15 protein-coding genes are annotated in these 15,359 nt (G+C 64.4%); 5 read left to right on the top strand and 10 right to left on the bottom strand.

Going from position 1 to position 15,359, the window contains the following annotated elements; all coding sequences use genetic code 11:
- Positions 1-33: 33 nt before the first annotated feature.
- On the bottom strand, positions 34-744 hold the full coding sequence (locus tag EOA19_RS17265; RefSeq protein WP_128304295.1) for a DUF805 domain-containing protein: 711 nt from the start codon (positions 742-744) through the stop codon (positions 34-36).
- A gap of 183 nt (positions 745-927) precedes the next feature.
- Here EOA19_RS17265 and EOA19_RS17260 point away from each other — a divergent pair, with 183 nt between their 5' ends.
- Positions 928-2,295 (top strand): glycosyltransferase, encoded by a 1,368-nt coding sequence (locus tag EOA19_RS17260; RefSeq protein WP_245486202.1) that lies wholly within the window; start codon positions 928-930, stop codon positions 2,293-2,295.
- Between the two features lie 98 nt (positions 2,296-2,393).
- Here EOA19_RS17260 and EOA19_RS17255 read toward each other — a convergent pair whose 3' ends face one another.
- Complete coding sequence (locus EOA19_RS17255; RefSeq protein ID WP_128304293.1) at positions 2,394-4,268, bottom strand: DEAD/DEAH box helicase; 1,875 nt, start codon at positions 4,266-4,268, stop codon at positions 2,394-2,396.
- Positions 4,269-4,725: 457 nt separating this feature from the next.
- Between EOA19_RS17255 and EOA19_RS17250 the strand changes: the two genes are divergently transcribed.
- On the top strand, positions 4,726-5,760 hold the full coding sequence (locus tag EOA19_RS17250; protein ID WP_023814446.1) for an aspartate-semialdehyde dehydrogenase: 1,035 nt from the start codon (positions 4,726-4,728) through the stop codon (positions 5,758-5,760).
- 174 nt (positions 5,761-5,934) lie between these two features.
- Here the strand turns inward: EOA19_RS17250 and EOA19_RS17245 are convergent, their stop codons facing one another.
- Positions 5,935-6,342: an ACT domain-containing protein gene (locus EOA19_RS17245; protein ID WP_128304292.1), complete on the bottom strand. Its 408-nt coding sequence runs from the start codon at positions 6,340-6,342 to the stop codon at positions 5,935-5,937.
- Between the two features lie 157 nt (positions 6,343-6,499).
- Here EOA19_RS17245 and EOA19_RS17240 point away from each other — a divergent pair, with 157 nt between their 5' ends.
- From EOA19_RS17240 to EOA19_RS17230, 3 genes are all read left to right on the top strand, one after another.
- Positions 6,500-7,429, top strand: coding sequence for a bestrophin family ion channel (locus EOA19_RS17240; RefSeq protein WP_245486200.1), 930 nt, complete (start codon positions 6,500-6,502; stop codon positions 7,427-7,429).
- 109 nt (positions 7,430-7,538) lie between these two features.
- Positions 7,539-7,949: a DoxX family protein gene (locus tag EOA19_RS17235; RefSeq protein WP_128304291.1), complete on the top strand. Its 411-nt coding sequence runs from the start codon at positions 7,539-7,541 to the stop codon at positions 7,947-7,949.
- Positions 7,950-8,083: 134 nt separating this feature from the next.
- On the top strand, positions 8,084-8,347 hold the full coding sequence (locus EOA19_RS17230) for a YMGG-like glycine zipper-containing protein (RefSeq protein ID WP_023811331.1): 264 nt from the start codon (positions 8,084-8,086) through the stop codon (positions 8,345-8,347).
- 81 nt (positions 8,348-8,428) lie between these two features.
- Here the strand turns inward: EOA19_RS17230 and rpsP are convergent, their stop codons facing one another.
- From rpsP to EOA19_RS17195, 7 genes are all read right to left on the bottom strand, one after another.
- Positions 8,429-8,830, bottom strand: a complete 402-nt coding sequence (gene rpsP, locus EOA19_RS17225; protein ID WP_023811330.1) for a 30S ribosomal protein S16 — start codon at positions 8,828-8,830, stop codon at positions 8,429-8,431.
- A gap of 51 nt (positions 8,831-8,881) precedes the next feature.
- Entirely contained in the window at positions 8,882-9,208 is a 327-nt protein-coding gene (locus EOA19_RS17220; protein ID WP_023811329.1) for a chorismate mutase, read from the bottom strand.
- 7 nt (positions 9,209-9,215) lie between these two features.
- Positions 9,216-10,838: a signal recognition particle protein gene (gene ffh / locus EOA19_RS17215; RefSeq protein WP_128304290.1), complete on the bottom strand. Its 1,623-nt coding sequence runs from the start codon at positions 10,836-10,838 to the stop codon at positions 9,216-9,218.
- 277 nt (positions 10,839-11,115) lie between these two features.
- Positions 11,116-12,066, bottom strand: a complete 951-nt coding sequence (locus tag EOA19_RS17210; RefSeq protein WP_128304289.1) for a CPBP family intramembrane glutamic endopeptidase — start codon at positions 12,064-12,066, stop codon at positions 11,116-11,118.
- 171 nt (positions 12,067-12,237) lie between these two features.
- The gene (locus tag EOA19_RS17205) at positions 12,238-12,837 is read right to left on the bottom strand and encodes a DUF1236 domain-containing protein (RefSeq protein WP_023811326.1); all 600 of its coding nucleotides are present in this window, start codon (positions 12,835-12,837) and stop codon (positions 12,238-12,240) included.
- Positions 12,838-12,900: 63 nt separating this feature from the next.
- Entirely contained in the window at positions 12,901-13,998 is a 1,098-nt protein-coding gene (locus EOA19_RS17200; RefSeq protein WP_128304288.1) for a putative zinc-binding metallopeptidase, read from the bottom strand.
- A gap of 91 nt (positions 13,999-14,089) precedes the next feature.
- Entirely contained in the window at positions 14,090-15,337 is a 1,248-nt protein-coding gene (locus tag EOA19_RS17195) for an NAD(P)/FAD-dependent oxidoreductase (RefSeq protein ID WP_128304287.1), read from the bottom strand.
- Positions 15,338-15,359 lie beyond the last annotated feature (22 nt).

Below are 15,359 nucleotides of genomic sequence, written 5' to 3'. Positions count from 1 at the left end.
CAGGGTTGTTTGTGATTGCAATACACGTGGCGGCTAAATCCTGACACCCGCCGGCACCGGCCCCCACTGGTTTTCCCGGGCCTGCGTCGGGATCAGCGCGAAGACCAGGATGATCAGGCTGCCGATGGTCGGGATCAGGATCAGCAGGCTGAGCCAGCCTGACAGGCCGATGTCGTGGAGCCGGCGCACGATCATGCCGAGGCTAGGGAGCAGTGTCGCCAGCAGGAACGTGCCGCACAGCCCGACCGTTATCGCGCCCGAAATATCACTGTCGAAACCGCCCATATCCATATCGGTGTACAGGCCGATGCCGCCGATGATCAGCAGGCAAACCGTCCAGAACAGGCAGTAGCCCCAATATTCCTTGCGGCGGGCGCGGCCAGCGAAATTGAAGTAGTTCTGCGTCACGCCGCGCCAGAAATAGCCCCAGAGATCGCTGGGTTCGGCCGGCTCGGAGGAGCGGCCGAAATGCTGTGCCGGGGGCGGGGTTGCCGCGGCCTTGCTGCCGGCTTGAGTCGGTGCGGGGTTCGTGCCGGCGTCAGTGGCCGAAGTAGCGGTCGGAGCAGCGATCGAAAAGACGTCGCGCGCCTGGCCGCCACCCGGCTGGAACTCGACGGCCGTGCCTTTGGGCATGGCGGTCTGCCGGCGCAGGTTCTCGCGGGTGAAGGTGTAACGGTTGCCGTCGGCCCCGGATATGAAGCCAAAGCCTTGGTCCTCGTCATAGTGAAGCACTTCGCCCCGCATTTGCCACCCCCCCCCGCTCGCCACGTCCAGCCGAAGGTTGCACAGGCCCGAGCCGATGGGCAAGCCAGCATAGCTACCCTCTTCGCGGCAAATGAAGCATAAGGCATCGAGTGCAACCGCCTTCGGCAGAAGCAGAACATGACAGTCGAGAGTCCTGACAGTAAAACCGTGATTGAAGATGGAGTGGAAAGACCTCCCAGGCTGGCCATCGACGCCACCGGCCTAACGTTCTGGCCGTCCGGCCAGGGACTTGTCGGCATCCCGCGGGTGGAAAGCTTTCTCGTCAGCGCAGCCCTGGCCGATCCCGACCCTTGCGTAGAGGTGGTGGCGTTCCGACCGTGGGAAGGCCGGTTTCGCCCCCTCGCTCCTTTCGAGCAGGACCATGTCGCGACGGGCGAGATTTCACCCTGGCGCCTCAAACGATGGCCTGGGAGACGCACGGCGATGTCGCAGGCCCTCGAAGCGGTGAGGCAGCAGCCATGGGGCAAGCGCGACGCCGACCGCCATCTCGCAAAGACGGTGACCCATGGCCGCAAAGGGATTGCCTATCAGGCGACCAGGCTGCTGATCCGGGCCTATCGGCTGTACCAGCGGGCGCGGACCCGGTCGGCCCCGCGTCAGGTTCCAAGCCAACCGGACGAGACTGAACGCGGCTTTGTCCTGATCAGCCATCACATTCTGACCGGGGACGACCGAGCCGCCGTCTCCGGGCGCGCCGGTGGCCTTGCGTTTCTTTGCCACGACCTCATCCCGACACTGCGCCCCGACATGGTTGGTATGAGCCCTGGCGAGGCTCGCTACGGGTCATATCTCGAGCACCTCGTGCGTTCCGGCGCGCCGGCATTTTGTGCATCCGACGAAGTTGGTGCGACGCTGACCGATCATATGCAACAGGCAGGCGTCACGCAGCCGGTGGTATATCGGTTTCCGATGCCGTCCATCCTGTACGAAACGGCTTCGCGCATGGGCGAGACTTCGCGCATCGAGGCCGACGAGCCGTTCGTGCTCTATTGCTCGACCATCGAAGTGCGCAAGAACCACATCCTGCTGGCACGGATATGGCAGCAGGCGCTCGACGAGGGCGTCAAGCTGCCGCGGCTCGTCTGCGCCGGGCGCTGGGGCTGGATGATCGATCCGCTGCGCGCCTATCTCAAGGCCCATCCGAGATTGCTTGAGCGGGTTACGTTCACCGGAGCGATCAGCGATGAGGAGCTCATCCGATATTATCGCAGCGCTTCCTTTGGCGTCTTTCCCTCGCATATCGAGGGCTGGGGCTACGGCGCCTCGGAATGTCTCGATTTCGGCGTTCCCGTCATCGTCTCGACAGCGCCGGCGTTGATCGAGGCGAGCGGCGGGCTGATGCCGGTGGTCGATTCCAATGACCAGGCCGGCTGGTACGCTGCAATCCGCAGGATGGCGGAAGACCCGGACTGGCGCTCGTCGCTGACGGAACGCATCGCAAAGCAGCATCGCCCGACGGCGGCATCGGCCAGCTGGGCTGCCATCAAGGCTGGCCTGCAGGCAAGCGCGTCGCTCCGGCCGAAGTCCTAGAGCAATTCTAGGAAAAGTGTGAAGCGGTTTTCCGTCTAGAATTGCGTCAAAACAAAGAGTTAGAGCAGATCGCCGTTTCCGTGAAACGGTGAAATGCTCTAGGTGGGCCGCTTCTTCGCCTTCTTGTGCTTGGGCGCGCCGGTGGTGTCGAATTTCGGCTTGCCCGGCTTCTTCGCCCATGGCTTTGCCTCATGCGCGGTGGCCGGGCGCTGATCGACTGCTGCTGGTGCACGTTTTTCGAATTTGCGCTTCGGCGCGTTGGGGTCGAACGGCGCCTTGCCGCGATGCGGCTTCTTGTCGGGGCTTGGCGGCTGGTAGCCGGCGCGCGACAGATCGGGCGTGCCCTCGAGCCGCTTCACCAGGATGTTGCCTTGCAGCTTGCGATCGGGACCGATCGCGGCCAGGAAGCGGTCGGCCCAGTCGGCTGATATCTGCACGTAGGTCTCTTCCGGCTGCATCTTGATGGCGCCGATCTCGCGCTTCGAGATGCTGCCGATGCGGCACAGCATTGGGATGAGCCAGCGCGGCTCGGCATTTTGCCGGCGCCCGATCGACAGCGAGAACCAGACGCTGTCACCGAAATCGTCGCGGCGGCTGGGCGCCTCGTCGCGGCGCGCGAAACCTTCGCCTGCCGGTCTTTCACGCGACGGCGTGAAGGGCGCGATCTCCATGAGGTCCTCGGGCGCCGAGCGGCTGGCGCGGCACTGGCGCACGAAGGCGGCAGCCACTTGCTCGGCGCCATGTCTTGCGAGCAGCGCGTCGATGAAACCGCGCTCGTCTTCCTTCACCGGCTCGTCGAAAACCGGATCGGCCAGGATGCGCTCGTCGTCGCGCCGCATCACGTCGTCGGCCGAGGGCGGGCTCGCCCATGTCGCCTTGAGGCCGGCGTTCTGCAGCAGCCGCTCGGTGCGCTTGCGGGCGCTGTTGGGCACGATCAGCGCGCTGACGCCCTTGCGTCCGGCGCGGCCGGTGCGGCCGCTGCGGTGCAGCAGCGTTTCGGGGTTGGTCGGCAAATCGGCGTGGATGACCAGTTCGAGGTTGGGCAGGTCGATGCCGCGCGCCGCGACATCGGTGGCGATGCAGACTTTTGCGCGGCCGTCGCGCATTGCCTGCAGCGCATGGCTGCGCTCGTTCTGGCTGAGCTCGCCGGAGAGGGCGACGACGGAGAAGTTGCGGTTGTTGAAGCGCGCGGTCAGATGATTGACGGCGGCACGCGTGTTGCAGAACACCAGCGCGTTCTTGGCTTCGTAATAGCGCAGAACGTTGATGATGGCGTTTTCCCGGTCGGGCTGGGCGACGCTCAGCGCCCGGTATTCGATGTCGAGATGCTGCTTCTCCTCGCCGGCGGCCGAGATGCGCACCGCATCGCGCTGATAGCCCTGCGCGAGCGTGGCGATCGAGCGCGGCACCGTGGCCGAGAACATCAGCGTCCGGCGTTCGGCAGGAGCGGCGTCGAGGATGAATTCGAGGTCTTCGCGAAAGCCCAGATCGAGCATCTCGTCGGCCTCGTCGAGCACCACCGCCTTCAGCGCCGACATGTCGAGCGAGCGCCGGGTGATGTGGTCGCGCAGCCGGCCGGGCGTGCCGACGACGATATGGGCGCCGCGCTCCAGCACACGCCGCTCCGAGCGCATGTCCATGCCGCCGACGCAGGAAGCCACGGTTGCGCCGGTCAACTCGTAGAGCCATTCCAGCTCGCGCGTCACCTGCAAGGCGAGTTCGCGCGTCGGCGCCACCGCCAGCGCCAGCGGTGCGGCGGCGTGGCCGAAGCGCTCCGCGCCCTCAAGCAGGGTCGGCGCCAGAGCGAGGCCGAAGGCCACCGTCTTGCCGGAGCCGGTCTGCGCCGAAACCAGCGCATCGGCCTCGCCGAGTTCCGGCGCCACAACCGCCTTCTGGACGGGCGTCAGCTCGGAATAGCCGCGTTTTTCCAGCGCCCTTGCCAGCGCGGGAACGAGTGCATCGAAGTTGGACATCTTACTCTTTCGGAATTCGGATTCTTATATGCCCAGCAATGGGCCTGTCTTCGGCGGGCGTCGGGACGCTCCATGAGCCGGATGGTCATGCCGTTCGTACTTCGTGCCGCCGCGATTGTACAGGGCAACAGGACGCTCATCGCAATTGACTCTTGACGCAAACCGCGTAAAAGCCCGCTTTGAACGGGATCGTTTTTTCGATGCGCGGCCTTTTGATGGCTCTTCTTGCATTCGATGCCCCCAGCCTCAATGCACATCATTGGGCCGGGCGCGTCGGCGCGTCCCCTCGTTCCAGCAAAACCCCATTCTTGGCCAAAAAAACTACCAAAACCACCACCAAAACGGTGTGACTCCCTTGGCCTAACCACCCTCTCCCGGGTTCGGCCCGGGGGACGGAACCCGCATCGGCCAGCGGGTTTCTCCAAAAACCAAGCGGAGAGGGACAGGAGATTTTTCGATGAGTTTCAAGGTAGCGATCGTCGGCGCCACGGGCAATGTGGGCCGGGAAATGCTCAACATACTGGAAGAGCGCGGCTTTCCGGTAAGCGAAGTCGTGGCGCTGGCGTCGCGGCGCAGCCAGGGCACGGAAGTGTCGTTCGGCGACCGCACGCTGAAGGTGAAGACGCTCGACCAGTATGATTTTTCCGACACCGACATCTGCATCATGTCGGCTGGCGGCAGCGTCTCCAAGGAATGGTCGCCGAAGATCGGCAAGCAGGGCTGCGTCGTCATCGATAATTCGTCGGCCTTCCGCTACGATCAGGACGTGCCGTTGATCGTGCCGGAAGTGAACCCGGACGCGATCTCGCTGTTCACGCGCAAGAACATCATCGCCAATCCGAATTGCTCGACGGCGCAGCTGGTAGTGGCATTGAAGCCGCTGCATGACTTCGCCACCATCAAGCGTGTCGTTGTCGCCACCTACCAGTCGGTGTCGGGCGCCGGCAAGGAAGGTATGGACGAACTCTTTACCCAGACCCGCGCGGTCTTCGTCGCCGATGGCGTCGAGGTCAAGAAGTTCACCAAGCGCATCGCCTTCAACGTCATCCCGCACATCGATGTCTTCCTTGATGACGGCTCCACCAAGGAAGAGTGGAAGATGGTCGCCGAGACCAAGAAGATGCTCGACCCCAAGATCAAGCTGACGGCGACCTGCGTGCGCGTGCCGGTGTTCATCGGCCATTCGGAAGCGGTCAACATCGAGTTCGAAAAGCCGATCACCGCCGACGAGGCGCGCGATATCCTGCGTGAAGCCCCAGGCTGCCAGGTCTTGGACAAGCGCGAGGACGGCGGCTACATTACGCCGCTGGAATCGGCCGGCGAAGACGCCACCTTCATCTCGCGCATCCGCGAGGATTCGACCATCGACAACGGCCTGTCGATGTGGATCGTCTCCGACAATCTGCGCAAGGGCGCCGCACTCAACGCGGTGCAGATCGCCGAGCTGCTGGTCGAGCGTGGACTGATCCAGCCGAAGAAGAAGGCGGCTTAGTTTTCGCTCACGGGCCGTATCGCCGCTGCCGCGGCGGGCCCTCCGCGGGGGCGCCGGACGACCGGCGGCCCGCAGTCGCGGGCTCGGCCTTCGGCCGGGTGCTGAAGGTTAGCGAAGGCATTGATGGATGCCGATCTCCCCACGAGGGGGAGATCGGCAGCTCTGGCCGATGCGCTACGCTCTGTTCTCCCTGGCCAGCTGGTTCAACAGCCCCAGCGCCTCCTCCGCCCGGTCGACCGGCACGAACAGATGGTCGTGGTAGAAGGCCGAAACCGGGTTCACGCCCATGCCGGCGGCGGCGAGGCGCGTGGTGATGGCGGCGAGAAAGCCGACGGCTTCCAGCGACGAATGGATGTTGAGCGTGACCATCCGGCAGCGGAATGACGCGGTCAGTGCCGCAGCGATGGCCTTCTCCTCGTCTACGATCAGCGTCATGCCCCCGCGCTCACGAAACACCATCACCGGCTCGAGGCCTTCCGGCTGAACGACGCCAGGCGCCAGCGTGGCGAAGACATAGGTGCATGCCAGCAGCTCCGGCGTCATCGATGCCAGCAGTGTCTTCAGATCGGTCTCGCCGGTCATTTTTCTCTTCTCTCGACTGAAGTGGTGGGCCGCAGCCCGCAACTCCTCAATATCCACGCCCGTCGGGTGCCGATAGCCTGCAAGGACGACATGGCGGTGTCGCTGGCGGCTGGGCTTGCAGAGCTGTCGCATCGCACAATAAAGGAGGTGAGGGCCGATGGCGGTCCGTGAAAGGCCTTCGATGATCGTTCGCCCGCGCCCCACATTCCTACAGCTGTTCTTCATCATGCGCGGTTCGGTCGTGCCACGCATCCTGCCGCAGATATTGGGCTTCGCGCTTTGTTCCGCGATCATCCTGGCCGTGGCGCGCCGGTTCCAGCTTGATTTCAGCGTCTTCAACATCACGCCTTTCGGCCTGGTCGGCGTGACATTGTCGATCTATCTCTCGTTCCGCAACAACGCCGCCTACGACCGTTGGTGGGAGGCGCGCAAGCTGTGGGGCGCGCTGGTCTTCGAAATGCGCAACCTGGCACGCGCCACCACCAGCCTCATACCGGACCAGACCGAACAGCGCGCCTTGCTGATGGAAGCGCTCGCCTTCTGTCATTTCCTGCGCGGGCAGTTGCGCAAGATCGACAGCATGAAGGATGCCCGTGCCTTCATCGACGCCGAGGCGGACAAGGCAGCAGCCTTTTCCAATCCGGCGGATGAGATGGTCAGGCGCATGGGCCGGCGTGCCAATGCCCAGCGCCGGGCGGGCGACGTCGACACGATCGGCTTTCGTATCCTCGATGAGAGGCTCGCGTCGATCGCCGCCATCCAGGCTGGCTGCGAGCGGATCGCCGGCACGCCCTTGCCGTTCGCCTACACGCTGTTGGTGCATCGCACGGCCTATATCGTCTGCCTGCTGCTGCCGATCGGCCTGATCTCGACCGCCGGCTGGGCAACGCCGCTGTTCACGGCGCTGATCGCCTACACCTTCTTCGGCCTCGACGCGCTTTCGGAAGAGCTCGAGGATCCGTTCGGCACCGAGGCCAACGACCTCGCCCTCGACGGTCTCTGCCGCGTCTGCGAGATCTCGGTATTCGAGGCGCTGGGCGAAACGCCGCCGAAGATGATCCCGGCGGAAAAGTTCTATTTTTCGTAGGCGAAGGCGCGCGGGTTTAAAAGAATCCGCCCCGCTGTCGGATCGCGGCCCCATGCCACGTCCTTGGGTCGACCCCTGCGAAAGGGCTCGACCATCAGGAGGGACCACCATGAGCATTTCCGAAACCGCGCCCGTCTCGCCGGGCGCTTTGTGGACCGGCCGCGTGCTCAGCGGCGTCATCGTGCTGTTCATGATCTTCGACGGCGTCATCAAGCTGCCGCCGCTCGATGTCGTCACCCAGACGATGGTGCCGCTCGGCTGGCCGGCCGATGCCAATGTCGCGCGCATGCTTGGCGTCATCGGCCTGATCTCGACCGCGCTCTACGCCTTGCCGCGCAGCGCGGTGCTCGGCGCCATCCTGCTCACCGCCTATATGGGCGGCGCCATCGCCACCAATGTCCGCGTCGATAACCCGCTGCTCTCGCACATTCTGTTCGGCGTCTATCTCGGCATTATCCTGTGGGGTGGCCTGTATCTGCGCGATGCCAGGGTCCGCGCGCTGATCCCGTTCAGCCGATAGATCCGCTCGAAGCATCGCTTTCAACTCGAAGCCTGGAACCCTTTGCCGGGCAATGTCTTAGGGATCGAATCGCCGAGTTGCGAGTTAGAGATTCGCTTGGCGGCGGAGGCGGCTCCTATCGGAGAGGAACGACGATGAAGAAAACGATGCTTTTGATGGCGCTTCTGGTGCCGCTCGCCGCTTGTTCGCAAACGGAAAAAGGCGCGGCCGTTGGCGGCCTCGGTGGCGCTGCCGTCGGTGCGGCGGTCGCTGGCGATCCGGTTGAAGGCGCCGTCGTCGGTGGCGCCGTCGGCGCCGTTGCCGGTGCGCTGATCGGCCGGGCAAGCGAGAGCGGCGAATGCCGCTATCGCGATCGGCGGGGCCGCGTCTACATCGACCGCTGCCCGAGCGGTTATTGATAGGCAGCTCTTACAGACAGAACCGGACAGCAAAACGGCGGGCCTTGGCCCGCCGTTTTCCTGGATGCGATAGGGCAATACTTATTCGGCGGTGGCGGCTTCCGCCTCGGCCGGTGCTGCTGCGGCGGCCGCAGCCGCGGCAGCGGCGTCTTCCTGCGCCTTCTTCAAGAGCGAAGCACGTTCCTGCGCCTTCTTGCCCGGCTCGGCCTTCTTCGGGTTGGAGCGGGCGTCGCGCTTGACGAGGCCGGCTTCGTCGAGGAAGCGCAGCACGCGGTCGGTCGGCTGGGCGCCATGCGCCAGCCAATGCTTGACGCGGTCGGCGTCGACCTTGACGCGTTCGCCGTCCTTGGGCAGCAGCGGGTTCCACGAGCCGATCGATTCGATGAACCGGCCGTCACGCGGCGAACGGGCGTCGGCAATGACGACGTGGTAGTAAGGACGCTTCTTCGAGCCCGCACGGGCCAGTCGGATCTTCAAGGGCATTTATTTTCTCCTAAAAAGGCTGATTTGGTTGATCGGTTGGTGGCTGGTTTCTCAGCCGGCTTTCATCACGCCGTTGGAAGCGGCGATCTGTTCGTGGTGGCGGATCACTTCGCGGACGACGAAGTTGAGGAATTTTTCCGCGAAATCCGGGTCGAGATGGGCATCCTTCGCCAGCTGGCGAAGCCGGGCGATCTGCTGCTGCTCGCGTGCCGGGTCGGCCGGGGGCAGGCCATGCGTCGCCTTCAGCACACCGACCGCCTTGGTGCAGCGGAAGCGCTCGGCCAGCATGTGGATGAGGGCCGCGTCGATGTTATCGATCGAGGCGCGGTAATCGGCCAGGAGAGCGCGGGCGTCGGCCATGTCCTTCTCTTCGTTCATGGCGTCCTCACTTCTTCTTGCCAAGGCCGGGCAGCCCGCCACCGCCGAGGCCGGGAAGCCCGGGGAGTTTCATGCCGCCGGGCAGACCTGGCACGCCGCTGGGCAGGCCACCGCCGCCGGGAAGGCCTTTCATGCCGCCGCCAAGGCCGGCTGCCTGTGCCTGCTTCTGCAAGGCTTCGAGCTGCTTAGGGTCCATCTTCGACAGGTCCGGCATGCCGCCGCCCATCATGCCGCCACCCATGCCCCCGGGGCCGCCGGGCATCATGCCGCCGAGGCCCATCTTGGAGGCGAGGCCGCCCATCATGCCGCGCATCAGGCCGCCGCCTTTGCCCTTGCCGCCCATCGCCTTCATCATGTCGGCCATGCCGCGATGCATCTTGAGCAGCTTGTTGATTTCGGCCGCGTCGGTGCCGGAACCGGCGGCGATGCGCTTCTTGCGCGAATGCTTGAGCAAATCGGGATTGGCGCGCTCGGCCTTGGTCATCGACGAGATGATGGCGAGCTGGCGGCCGAACATCTTGTCGTCGAGACCGGCGGCGGCCATCTGGTCCTTCATCTTGCCCATGCCGGGCATCATGCCCATGATGCCGCCCATGCCGCCCATCTTCGACATCTGCTGAAGCTGGCCGGCGAGATCGTTCAGGTCGAACTTGCCCGACTGCATCTTCTTGGCCATCGCCGCCGCCTGTTCGGCGTCGATGTTCTCGGCGGCCTTTTCGACGAGCGAGACAATGTCGCCCATGCCGAGGATGCGGTCGGCGATGCGCTTGGGGTGGAATTCCTCCAGCCCGTCCATCTTTTCGCCAGTGCCGATCAGCTTGATCGGCTTGCCGGTGACGGCGCGCATGGAGAGTGCAGCACCACCGCGGCCGTCGCCGTCCATGCGGGTCAGGACGAGGCCGGTGATGCCGACGCGCTCGTCGAAGCTCTTGGCCAGGTTGACGGCGTCCTGGCCGGTCAGCGAATCGGCGACCAGCAGGATTTCGTGCGGGCTCGACACCTTCTTGATGTCGGCCATCTCGACCATCAGCGGCTCGTCGATATGGGTGCGGCCGGCGGTGTCGAGGATGACGATGTCGTGGCCGCCGAGCTTGGCCGCCTGCACGGCGCGGCGGGCGATGTCGACCGGCGACTGGCCGTCGATGATCGGCAGCGTGGCGACCTTGACCTGTTCGCCGAGCTGGCGCAGCTGCTCCTGCGCAGCGGGGCGCCGCGTGTCGAGCGAGGCCATCAGGACCTTCTTGTTCTGACGCTCGGAAAGACGCTTGGCGATCTTGGCCGAAGTGGTCGTCTTGCCGGAACCCTGCAGGCCGACCATCATGATGACGACCGGCGCCGGGGCATTGAGATCGATGGCGACGCCTTCGGCGCCGAGCATGTCGACCAGTTCGTCATGGACGATCTTGACGACCATCTGGCCGGGCTTGATAGACTTGACCACGGCAGCGCCGACGGCCTTCTCGCGCACCTTGTCGGTGAAGGAGCGCACCACTTCCAGCGCCACGTCTGCTTCGAGCAGCGCCCGGCGCACCTCGCGCAGCGCCGCCGAGACATCAGCCTCCGACAGGGCTCCGCGGCCGGTCAGGCCGTTCAGGATCGAACCAAGACGTTCCTGTAGCGATTCAAACATTCGTTTTCCTTTTCCCTGGCATCCGGATGATGCCCGAGAGGTAATGCGTTCGCGCCCAGTGTCCAACCAAAAGCCAAAACCAAAAAGCACCCGGGGGCGCTCAGCGCTGCCGGGTGTTGGCCTCCAGGATCGATTTACAGCACTTCACCTCAAAGAGGCTTCGGCGTCCTGGTCGGCTTGCTCGGAGGGATACTCGTCGCGGAATTCGGGGCGTGTAGACAGGAAATCGGACACGGAGTCAAGACAAAGACCGGATTGCGTCGTTCCCGGCCTGCAATCAGGCCGTGCTCGCCCGGTCCGGAAATTCGGCGGCAACCCTGAGCGGCGAACGCGGATGTAGAAGCAGCACGATGGTCAGCAGGCTGCAGGCGATGCCGATGAAGGCGATGAGAACCGCATCCGACGTCGCCCAGCCCGGTCCTTCGAGCGGCCTGGCATTGAACAGGGCGAAGGAATTGTAGCTTTCCTGATGCGAGATCAAGAGAAACCCGGTCAGGTTGTTGCCGAGATGAGCACCCAAGGCGGCGCCGAGATTGCCGGTTGCGTAGACGACAAGTGTCAGCAGCAGCGCGAAAGCGGCGATCGACGCCAGCACGCAAGCATTGATGGCTGGTGACGAACTCGCACTCCAATGCAGCGAGGTGAACAGCAGGGCCGGCAGCAGGGCCCAGACGAATGGGCTCGTGAACCGGCTGGCGAGACCGCGCAGCAGGTAGCCGCGAAACAGCAGCTCTTCCGAAGAGGTCTGCACCAAGGTAAGCGCGGCGATCGGGATCGCAAACAGCAGCCAGGATGACAGGCTGATCGGGCCACGCGTGATCTGCGGCTGCAGCAGATAGAGCAGGATTTCGGATATGAACGACGTGATCAGCACCGCGATCAGCCCTTTGAGGAAGCCGGGCCATGAAACTCGTCGGCTGTTGCCGAGCAGCGCCGACAGCTTCTCGCCATGCACCCAGCGCATCGCGACCCACAGGCCGATCCAGATGCCGGCAAACGAGACGAGCGCGGTGAGGATGCCGAGGGGCGAAGCGAGGAAGCCCTGAATGCCGGATGATGGGGTCGCCTGCCAGGCGATGAAGGCATAGGTGCCGCCGACCAGCACGGCCACGGTGGTTGCTGCCCAAAAAAGGACCACGATCCCCGTTCCGAGCAACAGGCGCGGTAAGGTCGTCCTGGAGTTCGGCGAATGCCTGTAACGCTCGAAGGCGGCCGGATCGATGGTCACGCGGGCTCCCTTCCCAAAGTCATCGCCTGTTGACTAACCGATGGCCGGGAAAATCGGAATGGTTTTCCGCAAAGACTAAGCCAGAGCAAAGTCGGCGCAGGAGAGCGCCGCGCGGCAGCGCCGCCTGCTGGCGGCCGCTGCTGTCGCTGCGGCCGCTTGTGCCGCTTGTCGTCAGCGAACGACGTACATGATGCGTCGGGTCTGCGGATCGATCAGCGCCCGCTGGCCGTTCACATAGACATAGCGGTAATTGTAGTCCGGAATCTCGCGCAGCTCGACGGTGTCGGGCAGGGTCGCGCCGGTCACCACTTCGCCTTCGAGATAGATGGGATCGAGGCGATGCGTGTCGACATAGGTGCGGACTTCAGCCGGGGGCGAAGGGAAGTCATCCACGACCGGATCGCTGGCGATGATCGCGCCGGTATAATCGGTCGAGTAGTTGCCGATGTCCTCCGGCGGCGAGACGACAGCAACGCTAGAGCGCCGTTCCGTCAGCACCACCCGGCTGCCGCCTATATCGGCCGTCACATAGTCGGAATAGACCCAGCCCTGGCCGCCGGCCTCGGCTATGGTGCACCATTTGCTGTTTTCGATGCAGCCATTGAGCGTTGCCGACTGACCGGCGGCGAGCACGCCGATCACAGGATATTGCGGGCCAGGCCCGGCGCGCACGTTAAGATCGGTGACGGCTGAGACGGCGGTATCGGCAAACGCGGCGCCCGACATCACGGTCAGCATTCCGGCTACCGCAGGAAACAATAGGGATTTCATGGTTTCTCTCCGTTTTCATGGTCCCTCGGCAGCGAAAACGGGGCAGCAGCTCATGCGTTCCCGCTAAAGCGCCTGCGCCAACTCACGATTTGTTCCGTGTTCTTTCGGCAAATCGGTCAGAAGTTCGTGAACGAATTCCAATTTCCGCGCCGTGACGTCCGAAATGACAAAGGGGTAGAGGTCGGGCAGACCCATGCAGCGGTTGATCGAATTGGAGGCCTCCGACAGCACCAGCCAGCGGGCAAGGATCTTTTCGAAAGGCTCCGGCGCGGCCGCCGGCTCCGAGGGTGCCGCCTGCAATTCGCCGCCGGTGTCGCCGCGCGGCAAGTCGTTGGCCTCCACCGTCTCCAGCCGGCCGAGTGGAAAGTTCAGTGCGTGCACCATTTCCAGCGTATCGGTGATATGCAGGTGGTGAGCCCAGGTCTCGGCCCAGTCCTCCCAAGGATGCGAGGTCGCATAGGCCGAGATGTGGCCCTGCTGCCAGTCGGGCGGCGCACCATCGGCATAATAGGCCTTCAGCGCTTGTTCGTAATCGGCGCGGTCATCGCCGAACAGTGCGCGGAAAGCTTCGAGCCTGTGCGGATCGTCGCGGATGAGGCGGTCCCAGTAATAGTGCCCGAGCTCATGGCGGAAATGGCCGAGCAAGGTGCGGTAGTTCTCGCCCATCTCGACGCGCCGCTTCTCGCGCTCGGCCGAATCCGCCTCGGCGACATTGAGCGTGATCAAACCATTGTCGTGGCCGGTGAGGATCCGCTCGCCACCAGGGCCGCCGCCGATCGGATCGGCGAGGAAGTCGAAGGCCAGGCCGACCTCGTCGGCAGGAGTCTGCTTGGGGACTACCGGCAGCCCGAAGGCCAGCAGCGAGTAGATGGCGCGCTTCTTCGCCGCTTCGACACGGATCCAGCGGCGGCGGTTGCCGTCGACGGAGAGATCCGGGATCAGCTGGTTCAGCACGCAGGCGCGGCAAAAAGCGTGACCCGGTTCCGCCATCCAGTTGCAGGCGCATTCGTCGGCGTTGGTGCACTGGAAGACGCCGTCGACGCCCGCCAGCGCAAAGCGCGCGTGCTCGGGATCGTAGAGCACCGGGTTCCCGCAGTTCAGGCACTTGGCGTTCTCGAAATAGATGCGATGGCCGCAATGGGGGCAGTCGAAGAGTTTCATGTCGGTCTCAATTCACCGGAGGTGACATAGATGTTCACGGCGGCCCGTGCCCAACGCGAACAGCCGCGCGGTGTTCCACATTTTCCTGAAGCTATTTGGCCGCAAGCTGGGCGACAACCTGTCTTGCCACCGCTTCGCCCGACAGCCGTGCGCCGCCGCAGGTCTGCATCAGAGGACCGGCCAGGTGCTCGCCGGCGAAGAAGATCTTGTCGGCCACCGGCTGCATGAGTGCGGCGCGCGCCAGCGAACGGCCGGGGCGGGCGGCGGCATAGGCGCCGCGCACGAAGCGCTCGCCGCCCCAATTGGTCATCATGGCGCGTCCGACGTGCTTGCGCGTATCGCCGCCGAAGATGCCACACAGCCGGTCGACGACGAAGTCGATGCCGGCCGCCTCGCCGGCTGCCGACATTTCCCAGGCGAAATCGCCGCCGACGAAGCCGACCATCAGGTCGAGGTCGAACGGGAAGCACAGGAAATAGATGTCGTGCCTGGCCATCCGTTCGATCAGCAGGTCGTCGAAGGGCTGCAGCCCGAGCCTGGTGCCCGATATCTCGACCGGCAATTTGGTCAGCATGCCCATCGGCAGGTCGAAGAAGGCGCCGAAATGCGTGTCGGGCAGGGCCGGCGAGAACGCGATCTCTTCGAAGGCGAGCACCGCCGGCGAAGCGGTGACGATCACCGCCTTGGCGCGGACGGTGCCGCGATCGGTGACGCAGGCGACGCCGGGCACGTCCCACAGGATCTTGCGCACCGGCGTCGACAGTTCGACCGGCACGCCGGCGCCGAAACGCACCACCAGCGCGCCAAGGCCCTCCTTGCTGAAGTAGTTCGGGTCGAGATCGGCAGCGGCCTGGAAGTCGAGGATCGAGATTTCGTCCTCGTCGGCACCGAAATCCATCGGCCCGGCGAAGGTGGCGGCGGCGCGCGGTGCATGGCCTTTTGCCAACAGCGCCGAAAGACGATCGTCATCTCCGTCCTTCACTTCATGCCTGGCCAGCAGTTCGAACAGCTTTGCGTCGGCGGCCTTCATGTCGGCTTCTTCCGCTTCGCTCGCCTTGCGCTCGCGGTAGTAGAGATGATCGACGTTCATGTCGTGATGATGCAACGTCCAGCCTGCCGCCTGGGCTTCGGGAAAATAGGGATTGCGGTCGGCCGCATGCAGCCAGGCGCAGCCGATGTCGAAAGGCACGCCGAAATGCTGGTCGCTGGTCCAGGCTCGCCCGCCGATTCGGTCCATCGCTTCGAGCAGCGTGAAGGAAAGTCCCGCCGCCTGCAAGCTCCTGGCGGCGGCAAGACCCGCCGAGCCGGCACCGATGATGACGACATCAACGTCTTGCATGCAGCCCCCCTGCCACAATAAT

This window comes from Mesorhizobium sp. M7A.F.Ca.US.010.02.1.1 (assembly GCF_004023085.1).
GTDB lineage: Bacteria > Pseudomonadota > Alphaproteobacteria > Rhizobiales > Rhizobiaceae > Mesorhizobium.
This window is presented reverse-complemented; position numbering and strand designations above follow the sequence as displayed.

Excerpts from the sequence above, each read along its gene's own strand:
- EOA19_RS17245 (WP_128304292.1), bottom strand. The coding sequence starts at position 6,342 with ATGACCGGCGAGACCGATCTGAAGACACTGCTGGCATCGATGACGCCG.
- EOA19_RS17230 (WP_023811331.1), top strand. The coding sequence starts at position 8,084 with ATGAAGAAAACGATGCTTTTGATGGCGCTTCTGGTGCCGCTCGCCGCT.
- EOA19_RS17195 (WP_128304287.1), bottom strand. The coding sequence starts at position 15,337 with ATGCAAGACGTTGATGTCGTCATCATCGGTGCCGGCTCGGCGGGTCTT.
- EOA19_RS17220 (WP_023811329.1), bottom strand. The coding sequence starts at position 9,208 with ATGAACGAAGAGAAGGACATGGCCGACGCCCGCGCTCTCCTGGCCGAT.
- EOA19_RS17200 (WP_128304288.1), bottom strand. The coding sequence starts at position 13,998 with ATGAAACTCTTCGACTGCCCCCATTGCGGCCATCGCATCTATTTCGAG.
- EOA19_RS17235 (WP_128304291.1), top strand. The coding sequence starts at position 7,539 with ATGAGCATTTCCGAAACCGCGCCCGTCTCGCCGGGCGCTTTGTGGACC.
- EOA19_RS17205 (WP_023811326.1), bottom strand. The coding sequence starts at position 12,837 with ATGAAATCCCTATTGTTTCCTGCGGTAGCCGGAATGCTGACCGTGATG.
- EOA19_RS17240 (WP_245486200.1), top strand. The coding sequence starts at position 6,500 with ATGGCGGTCCGTGAAAGGCCTTCGATGATCGTTCGCCCGCGCCCCACA.
- rpsP (WP_023811330.1), bottom strand. The coding sequence starts at position 8,830 with ATGCCCTTGAAGATCCGACTGGCCCGTGCGGGCTCGAAGAAGCGTCCT.
- EOA19_RS17265 (WP_128304295.1), bottom strand. The coding sequence starts at position 744 with ATGCGGGGCGAAGTGCTTCACTATGACGAGGACCAAGGCTTTGGCTTC.
- ffh (WP_128304290.1), bottom strand. The coding sequence starts at position 10,838 with ATGTTTGAATCGCTACAGGAACGTCTTGGTTCGATCCTGAACGGCCTG.
- EOA19_RS17255 (WP_128304293.1), bottom strand. The coding sequence starts at position 4,268 with ATGTCCAACTTCGATGCACTCGTTCCCGCGCTGGCAAGGGCGCTGGAA.
- EOA19_RS17250 (WP_023814446.1), top strand. The coding sequence starts at position 4,726 with ATGAGTTTCAAGGTAGCGATCGTCGGCGCCACGGGCAATGTGGGCCGG.